We start from the raw sequence: 21,858 nt of genomic DNA, 5'->3' as shown, positions 1-21,858 counted from the left end.
GGAACCACAAGGAAGCCTGCGCATCGGATGGCTGTAGAGCGATCCGACTCATCACGCACTACACCTGTAGCACCATAAACGAGGCAAGGGCGTGGCAGCTTGGCCCCTTGCTGCCACGCCCTGGCCATTACCGAACAAACCTTGGCGGCTATACGCCTTCAAGGACCAGGGCGGTCGCCCGAGATACGTATGCGGCAGCATTGGCGACCGCGTCAGCCACGTCCGGAAGGCCGTTCTTGCGCTGAGCGACGTCCAGCAGTTGGGCAGCCGCGACAATTCCGTGCTTAGCCAGGTCCTCAGAGGTCACAGTGATACGACCGGCCACGGCCACCACTGGAATCCCGTGGGCACTCGCCGCATCTGCAAGGGCGATGGGCGCCTTGCCCGAAAGTGACTGCTCGTCCATGGACCCTTCGCCGGTGATCACCCAATCAGCCTCAGTCAGGTGCTCGGCCAGCCCGGTGAAGCCCGCTACCAGCGCGAAGCCGCCTTCCAGTGCGGCGTTAGTGAAAGCCAGGAACGACGCCGGGAACCCGCCCGCCGCTCCAGCTCCCGGAACGTTCACAACGCGGCCCGTGGCCTCCCGGAGGAGCGACGCCCAGTTGCGGAGGCCGGCGTCGAGCTTTTCAACGGCGTCCTCATCCGCGCCCTTCTGCGGGCCGAAAACGTGGGCGGCACCTTCGGGACCGAACAGCGGGTTTTGGACGTCGACGGCGATGCGGAACTTCACGGCGGACAGCCGCGGATCCAGTTCGGAGACATCCAAGGCAACGACGTCGGCCAGGGAACCTCCGCCGAGGGGTACCACGTTCCCGGCGGCATCCAGGGGTTTGAGCCCCAACGCACGCAGCGCTCCGCTGCCGCCGTCGGACATGGCCGAGCCGCCCAAACCAAGCACAATCTCGGTTGCACCGGCATCCAGGGCGACGGCGATCAGCTGGCCGCAGCCGTAGCTGTGGGCGCGCAGCGAGTTCTCGGGCGTCGGCTCCATATGCGCCAAGCCGGACGCTTGGGCGGTCTCGATGACGACGCTGGGGCCGCCAACGGCGTCCTTGCGGAAGGCCCATGAAGCGCTCACCGGTTTCAGGATCGGGCCCACAACGGCGTGGTTTCGCTCTTCATATCCTGCGGCAACGGCGGCGTCCAGGGTGCCTTCGCCGCCGTCGGCAACCAGGAACTGGGTTATCACGGCATCCGGGTAGACACGCAGGGCGCCTTCGGCCATGGCTGACGCGGCTTCGGCCGCGGTCAGGGATCCCTTAAATTTGTCAGGGGCGATGAGGATTTGCATGCGCCCATCTTGCCAGCAGCAGGCTGCCTCCTACGTAATGCGTCGAACCTGCCTATGCCCACGCTGCCGGCACCCGTCCTACCTGGGGTGGAAAGCTCTATTCTTAAGAATTATTCAACCGTTCGAGAAACGGTGACTGTGCTGACGTGGGCTGGAGAGCGAATTGCTGGACCTTAGACGACTGCAGATCCTTTCTGCATTGGACGCCACCGGCACGATGACGGCCGCCGCAGAAGCCTTGTTCATGACGACGTCAGCGGTGAGTCAACAATTGACTCTCTTGGAAAAGGAAGCGGGAGTTCCCCTTCTTGCACGCTCTGGGCGCCGGGTCCGGCTGACCGAAGCGGGCCTGGTCCTCGTACGGCATGCGCAGCAGATTTCAGCCGCAGCAGAGGCCGCGGAAACCAGCATGAAACGATTTCGTACCGATGTGGCCGGCGTCGTTGCCTTGAGCGCATTCCCAAGCTTTGCAAGTACCATCCTGCCGCAGGCGCTGCGGGCTTTGTCCGCGAGTTTTCCAGAACTCAGAGTGACAGTCAGCGACTTGGAGCCTTTCCAGAGTGTGGCCGAGCTAAGGGCTGGACGGATCGATCTTGCCGTAATCGACGACCTTCATCCGGTCCCCACAGAAGGCATGGTGCGGATCGAGTTGTACGAAGACGAACTGGTCCTCTGCTTGCCGGCGAGCAGCAGATCCCTGCCACCAGGACCAGTGCGGATCGGGACGTTGAAGAACGCGAATTGGGTTATGGACGTTCGCCAATCCGTCTTTGAGATCTTCGTGCGCAAGATGTGTCTGGCGGAAGGATTCGAGCCGAAAGTCGTCGCCAACTGCAGCAACCTTGCGGTGACGTTGGCGATGGTCGAAGCAGGCGTAGGGGTTGCAGTCCTCAGTGGGACGCAGGTGACCAGACACTCTTTCGACATCGAGACCCGATCGATGACACCCACACCCTCGCGGCGTGTGCTTTTGACGTACCGAGCGTCTTCCCAAGACTCCCCCTTGGTGGCAGCTGTGGCCGCCGAGCTCAAAGAGAAATCCCTTCATCGCAACGCCAAGTAGCAACTTCTCCATAACAGCTTGGTAACGACCTGGGAACGGCTGGCTTTGTTTCGCGGCCAACCGTAGCCGCAATAGGTGCCACAGATCAAGTCAAAGTGACCCTGCTTACATCGTCTAGTGAAGAACTCCTTAACAATCAGTTGATGGATTCTCGATAGACGCCCCTTCTGCATCGGCTCTAGCTTGAACCTACTGGCCGCTCGGCCAAGGTTCATCCCAGACCTTTGTGAAGGTGTACCGTGTTCAAATTCAAGAAAGCTGCCACCGTAGCCGCGGTGGCTGTGACAGCCCTTTCAGCGTTGACCGCCTGTGGCGGCAGCGCAACCCCTAGTGGTGGATCCAAGGATGCAGTCATCGGCTTGGCTATGCCGGTCAGTGGCCCCGATGCTCCCTTGGCAGCTCCCATGATCAACGCCGTCAAGCTCGCAATTGACGAAGCAAACGCCAAGGGTGACCTGCCCGGGAAGCTGACCCTCAGCGTGCAGGATGATCAGTCTTCCCCTTCGGTGGGAGCTTCCCTGGCCCGTAAGTTCTGCGGCGATACCGGCACCGTGGCCGCTATTGCCAACTACGCTAGCTCCATCACCCTGAACGCACAGCCGGTCTACAACGGTTGCGACATGACCCAGATCGTGCCCACCGCCTCCAACGACACCCTCACCACCAAGGGCTTCAAGAACTTCTTCCGCGTCACCGCAAAGAATTCCGACGCAACCGTCGGCTCGGTCAAATGGATCACCGCCAACCGCCCAAACGTCAAAACCGTAGCCACGATTGATGCCAACGATGCCTCAACAGCAGACACCGCTACGCAGTTCGCAGACCAAGCCAAGAAGGCAAACCTGAATGTTGCCGACAGCATTCACATCACCGCCAACCAAGGTGACTTCCGCGGAGCGCTCACCGGGCTGCTCAGCAAGAAACCGGACCTGATCTACATCGCGGCGTTCTACAACGACAGCGGACTGATCACCAAGCAGGCACGAGAGCTGGGCTACCAGGGCGAGATTTTCGGCTTCGACGGTCTCGACAGCCCCGACTTCATCACGATCGCCGGTAAAGATGCAGCCGAAGGCGTCCACATCGCTTCCCTCGGCCTGGATCCGACAAAGAACCCCAGCGCGTCCGGCTTTGTGGAGGCATATACGAAGGCCTACCAAACGGCTCCCAACAGCGCCGCTTCCCAGTCCTACGACACAGCGAACGTGGTCATCAACGCCTGGAAGTCCATCGGTGGAGGAACCGACCGCAAAGCACTCGTCGAAGCCATCAAGAAGACCGACCTCACCGGGGTCGGCGGAAAGATCTCCTTCGATGAGAACGGCGACATGCAAAAGCCCCAGGTCGGCATCACCGGCGTGAAATCCGGCAAATGGGAATTCGTTGGGGCTGCAGAATGACCACTCTGAAGACGGAGACCGAGGCTTCGCCCGTTTCCTTGACCACGGAGACCAAATCCATAGCGTTCATCGGCCTCGGTAACATGGGCAGCCGGATGGCAGCGCGACTGGTCAACGCAGGCTATGACGTCAGGGTTTTTGACACCAATGCCGCAGCAATGAAAAGTCTCGTGGGTTCGGGGGCGTTGGCAACACCCAGCCCGTCCCAAGCTGCAGCTGGTGCCGATTTTATCCTCAGCAGCCTTCCGACGCCAGCCATCGTTGAATCCGTGTATCTGGGTGAGGACAGTGTGCTTTCTGCCGCCAAACCAGGCGCCGTGGCGGTGGACCACAGCACCATCGATCCAGCCACCGCCATTCGTATATCCCGCGTCCTCGCTGACCACGGTGTCAGATTCCTGGACGCCCCGGTAAGCCGTGGAATCCCGGCAGCGGAAAACGGCACGCTGGCGATCATGGTGGGTGGAGACGGCGCCGCCTTCCAAAGCGCGCTCCCGGTCCTGAACCACATGGGCAGCACCATCACCCATGTCGGGGAATCAGGCTCAGGACAGTTGGTGAAGCTGTGCAACAACATGATTTCGGCCATCACTGCAGCAGCGCTCGGTGAAGTCATGGTCGTCGGCCGCAGCGCCGGTTTGGACACGAAAACAATGTTCGACGTACTGACATCCGGTTCTGCGGACTCACACATGCTGAACACGTACTTCCCCAGAACTGTCTTCGGCCCGACCCGTCCAACCGGCTTCTCCCTCGATTTCATGGTCAAGGACGTAGACCTGTTCCTTGACACCGGCAATAGCACGCAGGTTCCCATGCTGATCAGTGGTGTCGTCCGTCAGGTCTTCAAAATTGCCCAGGACCAAGGCCTCGGCCAGCAGGACTCATGCTCTGTCGTGGAATTCTACGAAGCCCTCGCCGGAGTAAAGCTGCAATTCTAAGCCGCACTCCTGGCCAGTCAGATGGTTCACCTGCCGGTACGCCGGCAGGTGAACCATCACCACCCATGGATGCTGCCCACCCGAAGAAAACGAGCAGTAACGACCAGGAGCGGCAGCTCCAGATCCCTCAAGGAAGAACAAGTTATGTCAGAGTTTCTCCAACAACTCGTCAATGGCCTCACCCTTGGCAGTGTCTACGCCATCGTTGCCATGGGATTCACCCTCATTTTCGGCGTCCTGCAACTGATCGCCTTCGCTCAGGGCGGGGTCTATATGCTCGGCTCCTACGCCGGAATCCTGGCAGTCGCCAGCGTCGGAACCGAAAGCAAGATCCTGGCCATCATCGCGGCCGTTCTCGCGGCAGCCACCGTCGGCGCCTTGGTCAACATTGGCATTGACCGCGTCGGCTACCGCCCTATCCGAGGCTCCAAACGCCTCATGCCCCTCATCAGCGGCATCGGACTGTACATCCTGATCGAAAACGCAGCCGGCCTGATCTTCGGGAAGCAGCCCAAGGCCTACCCCGCACTCTTCCCCGAAGACCAATTCGTCATCGGGCCTGTCGTCATCTCCCTAAAACAGATCATCGTCGTCGGCATCGCCTTTGCCTGCATGGCAGGCTTGTACTTCGTCATTAACCGGACCGGCAGCGGACTGGCCATGCGGGCCACCGCCGAACGCCCCTCCGCAGCTAGCCTCATGGGCGTCAACCCGGAAAAGGTCATCATCATCACCTTCGCCCTGGCCGGCGCACTCTCCGGCATCGCCGGAGTCCTCGTGGGAACCTACATCGGCGTAGCGACACCCATCATGGGCTTCCTCATTGGTCTGAAAGCCTTCGCCGCAGCTGTCATCGGCGGAATCGGCAACATCCCCGGGTCCCTCATCGGCGGCCTCGCCATCGGTGTCATCGAAGCCATGGGAGCCGGCTACATCTCCAGCGCGTGGGGCGACGCCCTCGTCTTCGGAGCCCTGGTCATCGTCCTGCTCATCAAACCGGAAGGCCTCTTCGGCCGCCGTTCCGTCGTAAAGGTGTAGGCCATGCAAACACTTCTCACCAAAGCCTCCCCCTCCCAGAAGCCCGCCAAGCGGCGCTGGTTCACCGGCCTGCTCGGCATCGGAATCCTTCTCCTGCTGCTCGGCATCGCCCCGCTCGTCATCACCAACCAGTACGTCCTGGACGTACTCCTGCGCGTGCTCCTGTTCGCCATGATGGCCATCGGCCTTAACATCGTTGTCGCCCAAGCCGGGCTGCTGGACCTCGGATACATCGCATTTTGGGGCGTCGGTGCCTACACGACCGCACTGCTGGCCAGCCCCAAACTCGGTCTTCACCTGGACTTCTTCACCGTTACCGCACTCTCCGCAGTTGCCGCAGGAATCTTCGCCATCATCATAGGTTTTCCCACCCTGCGGCTGAGAGGTGATTATCTGGCCATCGTGACTCTGGGGTTCGGTGAAATCGTCAGAATCAGCCTCAACAACCTCACCGGCCTGACTGGTGGCCCCTCCGGCATCCAAGCCATCGACCCACCGGTCATCTTCGGTATCTCTTTCGGCTACGGACTGACCCAGTACTACTACCTCGCGTGGGTGCTCGTCGCCTTGGGCGCCGGTGCAGCTACCTTCCTCTTCCGCAGCCGCATCGGCATGTCGTGGACGGCGCTGCGTGACGACGAACTGGCAGCACGCGCCAGCGGCATCAAGCCTTTGCGAATGTACCTGCTCGCCTTCGGTATCGGCGCAATCTTCGCTGGGCTGTCAGGCTCCATCTTCGCCCGCGTCCAAGGCAGCGTTTCGCCGGACTCCTTCGTGGTGGACCAATCCTTCATGGTCCTGGCCATCGTCGTCCTGGCAGGCCTGAGCAGGCGCGTCTGGCCCGTCATGATCGCCGCAGCTGTCATCATCGCCCTACCCGAGGTACTCCGGGAATTTCAGGAATACCGGATGCTCATCTTCGGCCCCCTCTTGGTCGCTGCGGTCGTCATCCGCGAAAACAGTCACCGCTTCCAGAGGAAGAACAAGCCGACACCCCAGATGCCACCTGCCCCTCCGGTTTCACCGACGGCAGAAGCAATGAGCCTCACCCAGGAGCCCACCTTATGAGCACATTGACAGTTGACGCCCTGACCATCCAATTCGGCGGGGTCAAAGCACTAACGGATGTCAGCTTCAGCCTGAACGCAGGAGTCACAGGCATCATCGGCCCCAACGGTGCGGGGAAGAGTACCCTGTTCAACAGCATTACCGGACTGGTTCCCACCGCCAAACGCCACGGAAAGGTGACATTCAACGGCCAGGACATCACCAAAGCCAACACCGAACAGATCTCCAGACTCGGCATCCGCCGCACCTTCCAGAACATCAAGCTCTTCCCGGAACTCGACGTGCTGGAAAACGTAGCCATCGGCGCACTCAACACCAAGACCGGCATGACGTCGGCGCGCTCCTCCAAGAAGGCCGCAGCCGACGCGCTGGACGAGCTGGACCTGGGCAAAGTCGCCCATCTGAAACCGTCCGAACTGCCGTATGCCACCCAGCGACAGGTTGAGATCGCGCGCTGCCTTGCCGCCAAACCGGAAATCATCCTCCTTGATGAACCCGCTGCCGGTATGCACGCCAACGACCGGGCGGCCCTGGCCGAGCTCATCACCGATCTGGGCAAGAGACTGCTCGTCGTTCTGGTCGAACACGATGTCGGACTGGTCTCCCGCGTCTGCGCCGAACTTGTCGTCCTCGACTTCGGCAAACAGATCGCCTCAGGAACCCCTGCAGAAGTACGTGCCAACCCCGAAGTTATCCGGGCATACCTTGGAAAGGCCTAACGTGAGCGCCCTACTGACCATCGAGAACCTCGTCGCCGGATACGGTTCCATCGAAGCCCTCCACGGTGTCAATCTGGAGATAAACGCCGGGGAAGTCGTCGCGGTTCTCGGCGCCAACGGGGCCGGCAAAACCACCCTGCTGCGCTCCATCAGCGGCATGATCAAACCCAAGAGCGGTGCCATCACCATGGATGGAACGAACATCGCCGGCCACAAAGCCCACAGGGTCCTTCAGCACGGCATCGCCCACGTCGCCGAAGGCCGGGAAATCTTCGGCCGACTTGATGTTGACGACAACCTGAAGTTAGGGGCCTTCATTCACCAGAAAGGAAAACTGGCCGGTCCCGAACTGGACATGGTGTTTGAGCTCTTCCCCCGCCTGGCCGAACGGCGGACACAGGTCGCGGGAACACTCAGTGGTGGAGAGCAGCAAATGCTCGCCATCGCCCGGGCCCTGCTGTCCCGCCCAAAGATCATGCTGCTCGACGAACCATCCATGGGACTTGCGCCGATCATCGTCGGTGCGATCTTCACGGCATTGGAAAAAATCGTCGCCGAAACGTCGTTGACGGTACTGATTGTCGAACAGAATGCCCAGGCAGCGCTTGATCTGGCATCTCGCGGATACCTGCTGGAGTCCGGCACGGTCGCTCAATCCGGCAACTCCCAAGAGCTGAACTCTGCCGCCATTGAGGCGGCATACCTCGGCACGGGCGGGCACTGACATGGCTGCCCACCAGGTCCAAAACACTGGAGAACCCACCGTCCAGGACACAAGCTACGACCGCTTCGGATATGCCATCGACCCTGCCGTCGGCTACGCCCGGGGCCATGTGCTTGCCACAGCTCTGGACGACACCCGCCGGATGGCATGGGCCTGGGAGAAGACCGCTGAACGGGTCCGGGCCTATGGACCATCATCCCTTGCTATCCTCACCGGCAATGCCGGGCAGTTTCCCCTCGCAGCCACGGATCTGGCGCTGTGCAATGAATGGACAGCGCCGGGTATCGGGTGGCCACGTTTGCGGGACCTTGCTCTGGAACATTTGGGTGGTCGGGATGAGGATCAGTTCGTCCTGCTGTCCAGGACATCATCGGTGATCTTCTCCTGGCTGATGCTGCACGGCAGAAACCGAATCGTGCTCTCGGTGGTTCCTAAGAACGGCCATGGGCATTCGAGCATCCACTTCGCCGCAGCTGCCGCGGGATCAAGGATCGTCGAGGTTGAAGCATCCGCCCTCGACGATGACCTCCTGCGGCTCCTACGGCCGGCCTGCGCAGTGATTACCTCGGTGACCAGCAGTATGGAGGAACTGGAAGACCATGAGATCAGTGCCGCGGCTGCCCTCATGCAAACCGTCGGATGCCTGACGTTGCTAGACGACGCGTACGGTGCACGCATTCGGCCGGTGTTCCGGGGACAACAGCGCAGCCTTCAAACAGGAGTAGACGTTGCCGTGACCAACGGGGACAAGGTCGGTCTTGGCGGGCCACGATGCGCTTTAGTCGCCGGCCGGGCCGATCTGGTCAATCAGATGGGTACCTGGGCGGCCGAGGCTGGGACCGACGCGCGCGGTCCCATTGTCATCGGCATGCTTCGGGCTCTGGAAAACTACACCCCGGACCGACTCCTGCAGGATGCCGCAGACGGCGCCGAACTAGGTCATGCGCTGCAGGGACGGTTTGGGTCCCGGTATGTTCAGCAAAGCACCTTGGGACCGAAAATCCTTGAAGAGGATGCCCTGGAGCTCGTTCTGAACAGATGCCAGGGGCATAACCCCCACCAGATACGACCGGCAGAAGTAACAGCAGCCGTGGGCCTGTACGTTCTCCAACACCGCGGGATCGTCACCGTCAATTCCCACGGCCAGCCTGGGGCACGGGTGTCACTGCGACTGAAACCAACGCCGGACAGTCTGGCCACTGCAGGCGGCGCCACGACAATTGTCGAAGCCTTTGAGGAAGGACTTGATTGGGTAGCGATGCACCTTCACCGCCCTGACGATATGCGTTCGATGATCCTGGGCTCCTCCTAGGGTTCCGGTCTTTGTCCGGAGCCTGACACCTTCAACATCCACAACGAGGGACCGCACCGTTAAGGTTCGGTCCCTCGTTGTGGTCAGCCCTTGTCGGTTGTCAATATGGGCCGGCTCAGCCAGCGGCGCGCCTTCATAGCCACATGGAGGTCCAACCGCACGAAACTGTCCAGCGGATCCCTCCCAATCGCTTCCCCGATCCGCCGCAGACGGTGATAGAGGCTCGTACGGTGAATGTGCAGCTCCGTTGCCAATTCTCCGCGGGGACCGTTGAAGTCGTAGATCCTCTCCAGCATGGAGAGCATCTCCTCACCATTGGGCATACGAAGCAACGCCTCGAGGTTCGACGAACGGATGCTCTTGCCCTCACCGGCGCGGCTGAGCTGCTGGTAAATTCCGATGGAGCCAAAATCGGCCTCCGACGGAATGGCGGGGTCAACCGCACGTGCCTGCAGGGCTGCTACAGCGTCCTCGTACAGGTCCGGGAGGGCTCTGGCCGAGCCCGCGCCGAGGCTCATTCCCGCTTCGACATCCGCCGGGCGGGAGGTCTTTGGCAGTCCGTGAAGGACCAAGGATTCGCCGAATCTTTGGCGGACGGCCTGGAGGTCCGGTCCGGAGACCCGACGGGGGACCAAAACAGCTGCGTGATCTGCTGCTGCACCCCAGAGGATGGGTCCCTGAACGAGCCGAAGAGCATCCAACATTGCCTGCCGGGCGAGCCTCTTGCGTTCCTTTGCCCCCGGCGCTGTCGGGGACCTTAGGCCTGGGTGACTCAGCACCAGTATTCTCGGCAGCGCCCCATCGGCAACCGCCAAAACAGCGTCCTCTGGAGGCGCGGCTGCCGCCCGGTGCAGGAATGAGATAAACGCCCGCTCCCTGGACTCTGCTTCAACAGATCCAGGCTCCACGGCTTCCATTACGGTGTAGGCGAAGTCTTCTATACGCACGCCGAAACTCTGGACCGCTTCAAGAATCGGTTCTGGGGCGTCGTCATGATCCCGCGCCTGAATCCACACGTACCCGACGCGAAGGCCCCGGTAGATCAACGGTATGCACACACGGGCCAAGAAACCCATGCTCTTGTTGGGGGGAACCACAAACGGCTTGTTTTGCCGGGACAAATCCAGACTGGATTCCCACGTCTGCGCATCGACCGAAACTGATTTCATCAACACCGATTCGATGCGGGCCCTGTCCGATGTCGGATGGCTCATGTTGTACGCGAGTACGCGCGAATAGACGTCGTCGAGCGTGACGTTGCGTCCCGTGATGCGGGCCACTTCATCGACGATGTCATCGAGTTTACTTTGATCCATTTCCATCCTGACAGACTCCATGGGCTGAATAAGGCCAGTGAAGAAACTACCCCGAAAAAGCCCCCTGACGCTCCACGCTACAGCTGTAGCACGGAGTGGTCTGGAACACTCTACAGCCATCCGATGTGGAGCAGTGCCCCCGTTTCCTACTGTGGATTTATTGGAAATGTGAACCACGCCATAACCGTGGAACAGCTCAGATGGGAAAGAAAAATGACTGAATCACTCGGCTTTGTCGGCCTGGGCAACATTGGAAGCCGTGTTGTGCCGCACCTGCTGAAAGCCGGCCATGAAGTGGCCGTCTTCGACCTGAACAAGGACGCCGTCGCAGCTCTCGTCGATCTGGGGGCACGTGCGGCCGAGTCCCCGTCGGACGCAGCCAAAACCGCCTCCGTCGTGTTCCTCAGCCTGCCCACCTCCCAGATTGTCCGCAGCGTCGTCGCAGACGAGGCGGGCGTCTTCGAAGGAGCAGCTGCAGGCACGGTCATCGTGGACCACAGCACCATCGACCCGGAAACGGCTCGCGACCTCGCAGCCGCCGCAGCCGCCGGTGGCTTCGCCTACCTGGATGCCCCCGTCAGCGGCGGCGTGCAGGGCGCCGAAGCCGGCACTTTGAGCATCATGATCGGCGGAGAGAAAGAAACCGTTGAAAAGGTCCGCCCCGTGATCAGCACCTACGCCGGTAACATCTTCCACGTCGGTCCCAGCGGCTCCGGTCAGGTCATCAAACTTGCCAACAACATCATCACTGCCGTCAATATCGCAGCACTCGGCGAAGGCCTGTCCGCGACGGTCAAGGCCGGCGTCGAGCTCGACACCGCCGTCGAGGTACTGAGCAAGAGCTCCGCCGCAAGCTTCGTCCTGAGCAGCTACTTCCCGCGCACCCTATTTACCGAGGAACGTCCCACCGGGTTCGCCCTGGACTTCATGCTCAAGGACATCAAGCTCTTCCTTGAGTCGGCATTCAAATCCAACATCCCCACGCCGGTGTCAAACATCGTCGGCGACCTGTACCGCATCGGAAACCGCGATGGACGCGGCGGCAAAGACTTCACCTCCGTCGTCGAATTCTACGAAGACTTTTCCGGCATCCGCCTCCAGTCGAAGGGAAACAAGGCATGACCATCACCAACACCGAAACAGGCACCAAAGCAGCCGGGACCGACGCCCCCCAGGTCAGCCAGCTCATCGGCGGGGTCTGGGGCCCCTCCGACAACGGCCAGTGGCGTCCGGTGGAAAACCCGGCCCGCCGTACCACGATTGCCTACATTCCCGACTCGCAGGAATCGGACGTCAACCGTGCCGTCGAGGCAGCGGCCGAAGCGTTCAAGAGCTGGGGCGTGCTCCCCTCCCGTGAACGCGGCAAACTCCTGATCGCCATCGGCGACAAGATCGCCGAACACCAGGAAGAGATCGCCCGGCTTGTCGCCGCTGAAACCGGAAACGCCCTCCGCACACAGGCCCGCGGCGAAGTCGCCTCCGCAGCCGACGTCTTCCGCTTCTACGGCGAAGCAGCCTTCCAGCAGAAGGGCGAGACCTTCCCGTTCGGCGAAAACCTTCTCAGCTACACCGTCCGGGAACCCCTCGGCGTCGTCGGCGGCATCGTCCCTTGGAACGCCCCGGTAATCCTGTCCACCATGAAGATCGCCATGGCCTTGATGACCGGAAACACCCTGGTCCTCAAGACCGCAGAGCTCGCTCCGCTCGGTGTGCTCAAGCTTGCGGAATACGCCAACGAAATCCTTCCGGCAGGTGTCCTGAATGTCCTGACCGGAACCGGCCAGGCCGTCGGCAACCCGCTCAGCCGCCACCCGAAGGTCGCCAAACTGACCTTCACCGGCTCGACCGGTGTCGGCAAGGACATCCTCGCCGCAGCAGCGGACCGTATCGTTCCCGTCACCCTGGAACTCGGCGGCAAATCCCCCGCGATCGTCTTCCCCGACTCCGACGACACCGCCACTGCCCAAGGCGTTATCGCCGGGATGCGCTTCACCCGCCAGGGCCAGTCCTGCACGGCCGGTTCACGTCTGTACCTGCACAAGGACATCTTCGATTCCTTCCTTGAAAAGCTCGCGGCTGAACTGGGCAAGCTCAAGATCGGCGACCCGCTGGATGAGGAAACCGACATGGGCGCCATTGTGAGCGGCAAGCAATACGACACCGTCATCCGCTACATCGAGGGCGCCGTCCAGCAAGGCGGACACCTGGTCACCGGTGGCATCGAGCGCCCCGTCGAAGGCGAAGGCTACTACGTCGCCCCGACCGTCATCGCCGGCGCCGGTGATGACTGGGCCGTAACCCGCGAAGAAGTCTTCGGCCCCGTCTTGGTCGTCATCCCCTGGGACGACGAGAACGATGTCATTGAGGCAGCCAACGACAGCGACTACGGCCTCGCCGGCTATGTCTGGTCCAAGGACATCTCCACCGCTATCCGTACCGCCAACCGCCTCGAAGTGGGCTGGGTACAGATCAACCGCGGCGGCGGGCAGCTGCCAGGTATGTCCTACGGCGGCAACAAGCAAAGCGGTCTTGGACGGGAGTACTCCATCGAAGGGGCGCTGGAAAGCTTCACCAACGTCAAGAACATCACCATCGCCATCTAGCGCCACCCCGGCACACGGCATCAGCGCCCGGGGGGAACTCTCTCCCCGGGCGCAGCTGCATCCACTTACATCCCGGCCACAGTAAAGGACAACCACCATGGCCACCCCCACAAAATCCGAGGGTCTGACCGAAGACGGTCTCGCTCTCGGACTCACCGCCCGCCACATCAAGATGATCGCCGTCGGCGGCTCCATCGGTGTCGGCCTCTTCCTCGGTTCCGGCAAAGGAATTTCTGTAGCCGGTCCCTCCCTGGTCCTCGTCTACGCGGTGGTCGGTGCCTTCATCTTCATCATCATGCGCGCCCTGGGCGAACTGCTGATGTACCGGCCGGTATCAGGTAGCTTCGCCGAATACGCCCGTGAATTCCTCGGCCCGGCCTACGGATTCATCACCGGCTGGGGCTACTGGATCACCTGGACCCTGATCGGAATGACAGAAATCACCGCCGCAGGTATTTTCGTAAACTTCTGGTTCCCGGAAATCCCCCAATGGGTCACCGCGCTGGTAGCCCTCGTCGCACTCGTTCTCCTCAATCTACTGAAGGTCGGCGCCTTCGGCGAAGCCGAGTTCTGGTTCGCCTCCATCAAGGTCATCGCAATTGTCGGCCTCATTCTCGGCGGACTCGCCGTCATCATTTTCGGCATCGGACCTGCCGGAGAACACGCAAGCTTCTCCAACCTGTGGAACCTCAACGTCGAGGGAACCCAGGGCGGATTCGCCCCCTTCGGGATCGTGGGCATCCTTTTCGCAATCCAGATCGCCGTCTTCTCCTACCAGGGCGCAGAACTGCTGGGCATGACCGCATCCGAAACCCAAAACCGTCGCAAGGTCATCCCCAAGGCCATCAACAGCGTCCCGTTCCGCATTGTCCTGTTCTACGTCGGATCACTGGTGATCCTCATGTCAGTGATCGAATGGAACAAATTCAGCGGGAACCAGAGCCCCTTCGTCCAGGCGCTCGAACAGATCGGTATCCCGGCAGCAGCCGGCCTCATGAACTTCGTTGTTCTGACCTCAGCGCTCTCCTCCTGCAGCTCTGGGCTGTTCTCCAACGCCCGCCTGCTCAAGCGACTGGCCACCGATGGTGTAGCACCGAAGCTCTTTGATTCGACGAACCGCCACCACGTACCGGCCGCCGCCGTTCTGGCGTCCGGCGGCTTCATGCTCCTCGGCGTGCTCCTGAACGCCGTGGTCCCAGAACAGGCGTTCCAGTACCTTCTTGCCGTCTGTTCGCTGGCTGCCCTGTGGACGTGGGGAGTCATTGTCGCCACCCAGATGGCCTACCGCCGCAAAGTCGCTAAGGGCCTGGTGCCCGCATCGGACTTCAAGCTTCCCGCAGCCAAGATCCTGGCTCCTGCCGTTCTGGTGTTCCTGGCCGGTGTTGTCGTCCTGATGGCGTTCGACGAGGGATCCCGGATAGCACTGTACGCACTGCCCTTTTGGGCTGCTGCCCTGATCGGCGGCTACTACCTCTCCAAGAAGTTCAATCCGCGTCACGCCCTCTTCGAACGTCCAGTCGTCAACACCATTGAAACTGGGGCCGGCTCGGAATCAGCCTCAGAAAAGGCGATCCGATGAATCAGTCACTGACAACAGTGCGGCCAGCAACATCCTCGACGGCTCCTTGGGCCTCGTCGGCGGCCCAAGACCGGCTCCGTTTCCTGGAACAGACCCACACAGAATCCACTCCCGATCGTGTAGCGGCCAGCGTGGCTGTGTCGCAGGCAGCATTCCGGCGGCGGATCGACGTTCAGGGCATCAGCCTGTACGCCGGAAGCAACGTAGTGTCTCCCGCCGTCGAAGCCGCCCATGACACCGCCATGGCCACCAGGCCGGCTCTCGGTTGGCCCGGCGAAAAAGTACAGCCCGGTGTCCAGGAAATCGAGGAGCTGGAAGTCATCACATCGCGTCAGGTCGCCTGCGCGATGAATGCCGCGTACGCAGAAGTCCGTTTCCTGACAGCTACCATGGCCAACCTCGCCGCGTACATCGCCTTCACCCAGCCTGGTGACACGATCGCTATTCTCTCCCCCGAGAGCGGCAGCCACGCAAGCCACCAGCAGCAGGGCACCGCAGGAATCCGGGGGCTGCGAACCGTCTTCCTGCCTTACGACGCGGAAACGTTCGACGTGGATCCCACCCGCATCGAACGGTTTGTGGACGAGACACAGCCCAAGCTGATTCTTGTCGGAGGCAGCGTCACGCTGTTCCCGCATGACCTCGCCGTCATAAGGGCAGCAGCCGACAGAGTAGGGGCGTTCCTCCTCTACGATGCGTCCCACACGGCAGGCCTGATCGCTGCAGGGCTCTTCCAGAAACCTTTGGCCGAGGGAGCGCACGCCGTGACTTTTTCGACCTACAAGACCTTCGCCGGACCCGCCGGCGGTGCCGCTGTCACCAACGACCCCGCCATCGCGGAAAAGCTCTCAAATGCCGCGTATCCGGTATTGTCCTCGAACTACGACGCATCCCGGCTGGGTCCTTTGGCCGTGGCAGCAGCCGAAGCCGCTGCGCAAAGCCCGGCCTGGGCCGAGCCTACGGTCGCACTGGCCAAAGGAGTAGGACAACACCTCGAAGAACTGGGTCTGACCGTTTTGGGAAGCAACCGCGGGTTCACTGAAACACACCAGGTCGTGGTCGACGCAACAGGACATGGCGGCGGACAGGAAGTCGTGCGCAAACTCGAACGCGTGGGACTGTACGCAGGAGCCTGCCGCATACCGCGGCAAAACGCAAAGTCTGGCCCGCAAGGCTTGAGACTCGGCCTCCAAGAAGCTGTCCGGCGGGGAGCAACCATCTCCCATGCAGGACGCATTGCCGAGATCATCTATCAGGGTGTTACTTCCTGGCCCGACAAACTCGACAACAGCCAAGTCGCGCATCTTCGTCAGTCCTTCGGAAACGACATCTGGGGCCGCCCGGCCACCGGGCTGCACCCCTAAGGTCTGGCGACCATGCGGCAGCGGGTTGTGGACCCATCGCGGGGTCGGATCCACAGCCTGCTGCCCCTAAAAGTTCGTTCGACTCTTAACACCATCCACGCAAGAGGAACCCATGCAGTATCACCGCCAGCATGATTGGCAACCGGTCCAAGGGGAAACCGTCCAAATCCGCAACAAAGGCCGAGTCGTCCGAGAGGGAATGGTCGACGCAGTGACACTAGACGACTCCATACTTTGGCTTGCTGCAGAGGGCAACACCCCACGCCAAATGGCTTGCAAGAACGACGGAGACGAAGTCTGGATCATCTACAGGTGGGAGACCACCGAAACCAGCAACACTTGAACAACCGCCCCAGGATCATTGGATCCCTCCAGCAGAAAGACAGAAATGCCCGTCAGCGTCTTCGACCTCTTCAGCATCGGCGTCGGACCCTCCAGTTCCCACACCGTCGGACCCATGCGCGCCGCCGCACGTTTCAGCAGCGCCGTGCAGCAAATGGGGGCCCTGGACAGGACCAGCCAAATACACGTCGACCTCTACGGTTCCCTCGCAGCGACTGGCAACGGCCACGGAACACTGACAGCGGTAGCAATCGGGTTGGAGGGCATCTATCCGGAGGACGTCGAACCTGCTGCCCTTGAGGAATCCCTTGATCGGATCCGCCAGTCCGGCAAACTGAATCTGGCAGGAAGTCACCCCATTTCCTTCGCCATCGAACGGATAGTCCTGCGTCCGTTGACCCTGCTGGCACGCCACACCAACGGAATGAAATTCACAGCGGTGGATTTGAGCGGGAATACGTTGCTGGAAGAAACATACTTCTCCATCGGCGGCGGCTTCATCGTACGAGAAGGCGAAGACGAGGCCATAGAAAAGAGTGGTAGTCTTCCGCTGCCTTTTCCCTACAGCTCAGCCGTGGAACTGCTCAACCACTGCACCACAACGGGCGTGCGCATAAGCGAAATCATGCTGACCAATGAACTCGTTCACCGGGATGAAAATGAGATCCGCTCCGGTCTGCTGAAGATCCACGCGGTCATGGAAGACTGCATCAAACGCAGCATTACCCGCCAAGGGAGCCTCCCCGGAGGACTCAACGTCCGACGTCGGGCGAAGACATGGTTCGACAAACTTAGCCTCGAAGACCCCGACTTCGATCCCTTCTTCGCTCCCGACTGGGTCAACCTGATGGCCATGGCAGTCAACGAGGAAAATGCCTCCGGAGGGCGCGTTGTCACAGCTCCCACCAACGGGGCCGCCGGCATCATTCCAGCCGTTCTCTACTACGCCACTACCTACATACCGAAAATAGCAAAAGCCACTCAAACCGACCGAAACGATGCAATCGTTAGGTTCCTCCTCACCGCAGGAGCGATAGGTGTTCTCTACAAAGAACGAGCATCCATATCCGGTGCCGAAGTGGGCTGCCAGGGAGAAGTCGGCTCCGCCGCATCCATGGCCGCCGCAGGCCTCGCTGAATTACTCGGAGGTACCCCCCAACAAGTCGAAAATGCTGCAGAAATTGCCATGGAACACAACCTTGGCCTGACCTGCGACCCCATCGGCGGCCTGGTACAAGTCCCCTGCATCGAACGCAACGCCATAGCCGCAAACAAAGCGATCAACGCAGCCCGCATGGCACTCCGCGGTGACGGGCAGCATCACGTCACTCTCGATCAAGTCATCGAAACCATGCGACAAACAGGCATGGATATGAGCGACAAGTATAAGGAAACCGCAATGGGCGGATTGGCCGTAAACGTTCCCCTCTGCTGATGCGGTACCCGCGTCACCCCACGGCTCGCCCCTAAAGAGCTTGGAGGGCGTCACTCTGATGCCGTGACTAAACTTCCGGTGGTGGGACATACTGTCGATCTTTCGAGATCAGCCACGAGTATCGCTTCGACTTGTTACACATCATCTGGACGAGCGGGTTCGCCGCCATTGCCGAGTCAGTCCAATACGGCGTGGATGAAGGCCTTGCCAGGGTTGCGAATCAGGCGTCGGGGTTTAGTAGCGCTGATCTGACCCGAGCGCATCTTCAACTCCTGATGTACAAAGCCGAAATAGCCGGGTTCTTCAATGGCAATGGATTACTACTGACTCCAACTACTTCCAGCCCTTCCTTCACGACCGGCACGACAACCCCGAAAACGTGAACGGAGTTACGGCCAACTATCTGGACGGGGCTTGGTTCACTAATGCCCTCAACCTCAGTGAACGTCCACCGGTCGCACTCCCCCATGGCTCTACCCCCGCAGGACTGTCCATGGACATCCAGCTCGTGTTGCAACACGACCCCGAGGTAAGGCTGATCTCCGCCGCTCCCGGACCGAATAATCCTTTGGGATGCCACAGCTTGCAGAAGCATGCAGCCCGCTCCAGGTTAGGAAGCGGACGAGCACGCGGAACCAGCGGGCATAGTCTTTTGGCCCTCCCGCCGCTTCTCGGGCGAGAACATTAGATTCAAGCTGCAGCGGGTGGTTCCGAGCCATCTTCCCGAAAAGCGTTGGAAGCAGGCAAACCAGATACCTAGCGCGCCAAGACGTGCCCTGCCTATATGGGGACGTGCAGGTGTCCGTGCTGAAGAACGTATGCGCCTGTTGATTCCGCCATGCACAAGTACCGACCAGAGAGCGCGCTTTGGCAGCTCGACGGAAGCGCCTACCCTCCCGGGCGGTTGGGTTGCTCAGGCACCTCGAACCCTCGAAGATGTCACCGCACACGGTACCGTTGAGTCGCTGGAACCAGCAGAGACCATACTTCTTCTGCCCTGAAGGCTCAACATTTCAGAACGGCGGGACCCGACCCTCCATGAAGGACACGGAGGTTGACACGTCCGGACTCGCCATTCTGAACCGCTGTTGATCATAGAAAGGGCACGTCCTGGTGCGTTTGGTAGTGTTTCTGCGCGTTAGGGGCAAGTTCGTGCGCAAATGGCGCGGTCAGCAAGCCGACCGCGCCATTTCACGCCGTTGTAGCGTAGCCTCCTATGCCATGAGCCTCGAGTGAAGTCCGGACTGCGACCTTCGAATCCGGTCAGCTTGGACCCTTGTCGCCACTGAACATGTCGATCTGTCTCGCAATGAAGACCGGGTTCTCGGGGCCATGGTTAGAAGTGGAGACCGTCTATGCCAGCACCGTTACCCTACGATGTAGGCGAATGAAGGGCTGATGTCGAAGATGTTCGAAGGAACACGGCTCGCAGACGAGGACAGGTTGGCTGCAATCGGCACAAGCGAAAGGTCTTGCTCGAACAACGTGTTGATCTGGTCGACCACCCCGGCGCGGGCCTCGTCACGAGTGGTGCCAAGTTGATCGAGCAGTTCATTCATCTTTGGTGACGAGTAACCGGTGTAGAAGCCCTGGAGGGCCGGGCCGAGCTGGAAGGGAAGAAGTGCGTCAGGGAAGTCGCCGTTTTCATACGTGAAGGCCACGAGAATGTCGAAATCCGCATCATTCGATCGCTGAACCATGGCGGCCGTTTCCATCTTGTTGATGTTCATGGTTATGCCAATTTCCTTGAGGTTCTGCTGTAGAACCACTGCAATGTCGTTCGATGGTTCGTCGGTGGAGTCGACGATGAGCTGCAGTGTGCAGCCCGTCTCGCACTTCGTCCCCGCGAGGTAGCGCTTGGCGCTGTCCAATTCGGGTGTCGCTGGGAGGAACGGGCGGCTGTATTGGGAGGACGGGGCAAACAGGCCCAACGCGGGTACGTTCATCCCGGCCCATGCGACCTTGTTGATCTGCTCGCGGTTAATCGCGCGGGCAATGGCTTGGCGGATGTTGACATCGCCGAGCACGCCCAGCTCGTTCAGTGACAGTGTCTGAATCCCGTTCACGCCCACGGTAGTGCGCGCTTCCAAAGGCGCAGAGAGCTGACTAAGCACCTTGGGAGAGACGCCATCTGCGAAGTCGATCTCGCCTCCCTGGACTTGGGCGAGGCGTGCAGCAGAGTCGGCGATTTTCTTGAACGTTATACTCTTCGCTGTGGGCTTCGTGCCGGCGTAATTGGGATTCGCCGTGAGTTTGATTTCACTTGGGTTTACGGTCTCGATGCCAAATTTCCCGGCTGTTGGCACGGGTGTTTCATAGAGCTTCTCCCCCCTGGCCTCGATCACCTCGGAGGGGATGATCGCGGCCTGCGGGGTAGCGAGAATCCACGGAAGAGAGGGATAGGCCCTCTTGAGGTTGAACATGACGGTGAGGTCATCCTTGGCAGTCACCGACTTGATGGGCGCAAACTTGTAGGCAAAGGCGTTGGTGGCGTCCGCGAGATGGTGTTCGAACGACGCGACGACGTCCGCAGACGTTAGGTCGGTCCCGTCGGAGAACTTCAGGCCGGGACGCAGGGTAATGGTGAAGTCCGTCTCGGTCTCTTTGATCGCATCTGCAAGGCCGTTGGATGTGCCCTTACCGTCGTCGTTGAGAGTAGTCAGCGTGCCCGACGCGAGACCCATGATCGATATGTCTTGTCGAGAGTACGCCTGTCCTGGGTCCAAGACCTGAGGAACCGAGGCCACTCCGACTGTGAGGGAGTCGAAATTTGCCGCCGGCTCACTGCCACTACAGCCCACGAGTAAACTCGCCATTCCGGCCACCGCGATCCAACTTGCTATCGTCCGCTTCGTATTCAAGGTATGTCCTTCGTCTTCTTTGATGATTGCTGGCGCACTCGCCGCTCTAGGTGATGTGTCGAAGGTCCCCGGCGTACCCCGCAGTTGCTGTAGCGCTGCTGGCAGCCATGCCCTTCAAATCCGACGCCACCTGCACTGCGTTGGCTGGTGCGGGTGGTGTCTTACGCATGATGCGCTGGTGGGTGAGCGCTCAAGTATCCAGCAGTCGACAGATCTGCACTGCCCTATGCCCCCGCCAGTTTAGGTGTGTCGATGATTGGTGTTTCGAGCAGCATACGTCCGGCTTTAGTACATGCACAACCCTGTACCGCACGTTACGTCTCACAGGATTATCCTGTGGATTTGTGTATCGGTTCTTGGCGTCTTCCGGGCCGCTCGCCAGCGCCCGCCCGGAGTCGTTGATAACTTATCCTTTAAGGCTTAGCCAAAGGGTTGCCCTATGCCTCCTGCGGTGATCATAGGGGCTTGTGGACCGAATTGAGCTTGCATAAAGTCGATTCATCCTCCGTGGGCAGACCCAGGCGGGTCCTGCCTGGCCCATCATTATCCGGAACAACAAGTCCAAAGCAAGGAACACTGTGTCACACGCTCTCCGCAGCTATACGAACACCCTCAGCTACCGTGCCGGCGATGCCGTCTCCTTATACTGTGACGGCGAAGCGCAGGACGTGCGGGTATCACTTAAACGACTTGTGCATTCGAGCGATGCCACGACGGACTTGGCAGTCGCGTGGGATGCGGAAGGAACGTATCAGGTTCGCAAGCAAAGGACTTGCCTCGGCTCATTCGCGACTGCGCCTAT

The 21,858-nt window shown here is 60.5% G+C and carries 17 protein-coding genes; 13 read left to right on the top strand and 4 right to left on the bottom strand.

Annotated elements, in window-relative coordinates:
* Positions 1-148: 148 nt before the first annotated feature.
* Positions 149-1,291, bottom strand: a complete 1,143-nt coding sequence (locus LDN82_RS10365; RefSeq protein ID WP_224167305.1) for a glycerate kinase — start codon at positions 1,289-1,291, stop codon at positions 149-151.
* Between the two features lie 163 nt (positions 1,292-1,454).
* Between LDN82_RS10365 and LDN82_RS10360 the strand changes: the two genes are divergently transcribed.
* The 8 genes from LDN82_RS10360 to LDN82_RS10325 all read left to right on the top strand — a co-directional run bounded on the left by LDN82_RS10360 (position 1,455) and on the right by LDN82_RS10325 (position 9,556).
* On the top strand, positions 1,455-2,354 hold the full coding sequence (locus LDN82_RS10360; RefSeq protein WP_224167304.1) for a LysR substrate-binding domain-containing protein: 900 nt from the start codon (positions 1,455-1,457) through the stop codon (positions 2,352-2,354).
* 239 nt (positions 2,355-2,593) lie between these two features.
* Positions 2,594-3,754: a branched-chain amino acid ABC transporter substrate-binding protein gene (locus LDN82_RS10355; protein ID WP_224167303.1), complete on the top strand. Its 1,161-nt coding sequence runs from the start codon at positions 2,594-2,596 to the stop codon at positions 3,752-3,754.
* Positions 3,751-4,695 carry an NAD(P)-dependent oxidoreductase gene (locus LDN82_RS10350; protein ID WP_224167302.1) on the top strand — a complete coding sequence of 315 codons (945 nt, stop codon included), beginning with the start codon at positions 3,751-3,753 and terminating at the stop codon, positions 4,693-4,695. The genes LDN82_RS10355 and LDN82_RS10350 overlap by 4 nt, the downstream gene beginning before the upstream one ends.
* A 144-nt stretch (positions 4,696-4,839) precedes the next feature.
* Entirely contained in the window at positions 4,840-5,733 is an 894-nt protein-coding gene (locus LDN82_RS10345) for a branched-chain amino acid ABC transporter permease (protein ID WP_224167301.1), read from the top strand.
* A 3-nt stretch (positions 5,734-5,736) separates the two neighbouring features.
* Positions 5,737-6,801, top strand: a complete 1,065-nt coding sequence (locus tag LDN82_RS10340) for a branched-chain amino acid ABC transporter permease (protein WP_224167300.1) — start codon at positions 5,737-5,739, stop codon at positions 6,799-6,801.
* Positions 6,798-7,520 carry an ABC transporter ATP-binding protein gene (locus tag LDN82_RS10335; protein ID WP_224167299.1) on the top strand — a complete coding sequence of 241 codons (723 nt, stop codon included), beginning with the start codon at positions 6,798-6,800 and terminating at the stop codon, positions 7,518-7,520. Before LDN82_RS10340 ends, LDN82_RS10335 begins: the two co-directional genes overlap by 4 nt.
* Before the next feature lies 1 nt (position 7,521).
* Positions 7,522-8,244 carry an ABC transporter ATP-binding protein gene (locus tag LDN82_RS10330; RefSeq protein ID WP_224167298.1) on the top strand — a complete coding sequence of 241 codons (723 nt, stop codon included), beginning with the start codon at positions 7,522-7,524 and terminating at the stop codon, positions 8,242-8,244.
* Between the two features lies 1 nt (position 8,245).
* Positions 8,246-9,556, top strand: coding sequence for a hypothetical protein (locus tag LDN82_RS10325; protein WP_224167297.1), 1,311 nt, complete (start codon positions 8,246-8,248; stop codon positions 9,554-9,556).
* An 83-nt stretch (positions 9,557-9,639) separates the two neighbouring features.
* Here the strand turns inward: LDN82_RS10325 and LDN82_RS10320 are convergent, their stop codons facing one another.
* The gene (locus tag LDN82_RS10320; RefSeq protein WP_224167296.1) at positions 9,640-10,872 is read right to left on the bottom strand and encodes a helix-turn-helix domain-containing protein; all 1,233 of its coding nucleotides are present in this window, start codon (positions 10,870-10,872) and stop codon (positions 9,640-9,642) included.
* A 213-nt stretch (positions 10,873-11,085) separates the two neighbouring features.
* Here LDN82_RS10320 and LDN82_RS10315 point away from each other — a divergent pair, with 213 nt between their 5' ends.
* The 5 genes from LDN82_RS10315 (at position 11,086) to LDN82_RS10295 (ending at position 18,195) form a co-directional block, all read left to right on the top strand.
* Positions 11,086-11,994: an NAD(P)-dependent oxidoreductase gene (locus LDN82_RS10315; protein WP_224167295.1), complete on the top strand. Its 909-nt coding sequence runs from the start codon at positions 11,086-11,088 to the stop codon at positions 11,992-11,994.
* Positions 11,991-13,475, top strand: a complete 1,485-nt coding sequence (locus LDN82_RS10310) for an aldehyde dehydrogenase family protein (protein ID WP_224167294.1) — start codon at positions 11,991-11,993, stop codon at positions 13,473-13,475. Before LDN82_RS10315 ends, LDN82_RS10310 begins: the two co-directional genes overlap by 4 nt.
* 97 nt (positions 13,476-13,572) lie before the next feature.
* On the top strand, positions 13,573-15,054 hold the full coding sequence (locus LDN82_RS10305; RefSeq protein WP_224167293.1) for an amino acid permease: 1,482 nt from the start codon (positions 13,573-13,575) through the stop codon (positions 15,052-15,054).
* On the top strand, positions 15,051-16,418 hold the full coding sequence (locus tag LDN82_RS10300; protein WP_224167292.1) for an aminotransferase class I/II-fold pyridoxal phosphate-dependent enzyme: 1,368 nt from the start codon (positions 15,051-15,053) through the stop codon (positions 16,416-16,418). Before LDN82_RS10305 ends, LDN82_RS10300 begins: the two co-directional genes overlap by 4 nt.
* 388 nt (positions 16,419-16,806) lie before the next feature.
* Positions 16,807-18,195 carry an L-serine ammonia-lyase gene (locus LDN82_RS10295; RefSeq protein WP_224167291.1) on the top strand — a complete coding sequence of 463 codons (1,389 nt, stop codon included), beginning with the start codon at positions 16,807-16,809 and terminating at the stop codon, positions 18,193-18,195.
* Positions 18,196-19,562: 1,367 nt separating this feature from the next.
* Here the strand turns inward: LDN82_RS10295 and LDN82_RS10290 are convergent.
* Positions 19,563-20,879 (bottom strand): ABC transporter substrate-binding protein, encoded by a 1,317-nt coding sequence (locus LDN82_RS10290; protein ID WP_224167290.1) that lies wholly within the window; start codon positions 20,877-20,879, stop codon positions 19,563-19,565.
* A 223-nt stretch (positions 20,880-21,102) separates the two neighbouring features.
* Positions 21,103-21,225, bottom strand: coding sequence for a hypothetical protein (locus tag LDN82_RS22570; RefSeq protein WP_263422295.1), 123 nt, complete (start codon positions 21,223-21,225; stop codon positions 21,103-21,105).
* Between the last annotated feature and the right edge of the window lie 633 nt (positions 21,226-21,858).

Source organism: Arthrobacter sp. StoSoilA2 (genome assembly GCF_019977195.1).
Lineage (GTDB): Bacteria > Actinomycetota > Actinomycetes > Actinomycetales > Micrococcaceae > Arthrobacter.
The sequence above is the reverse complement of the archived record's forward strand: the minus strand, read 5'-3'. Positions and strand labels throughout refer to the sequence as shown.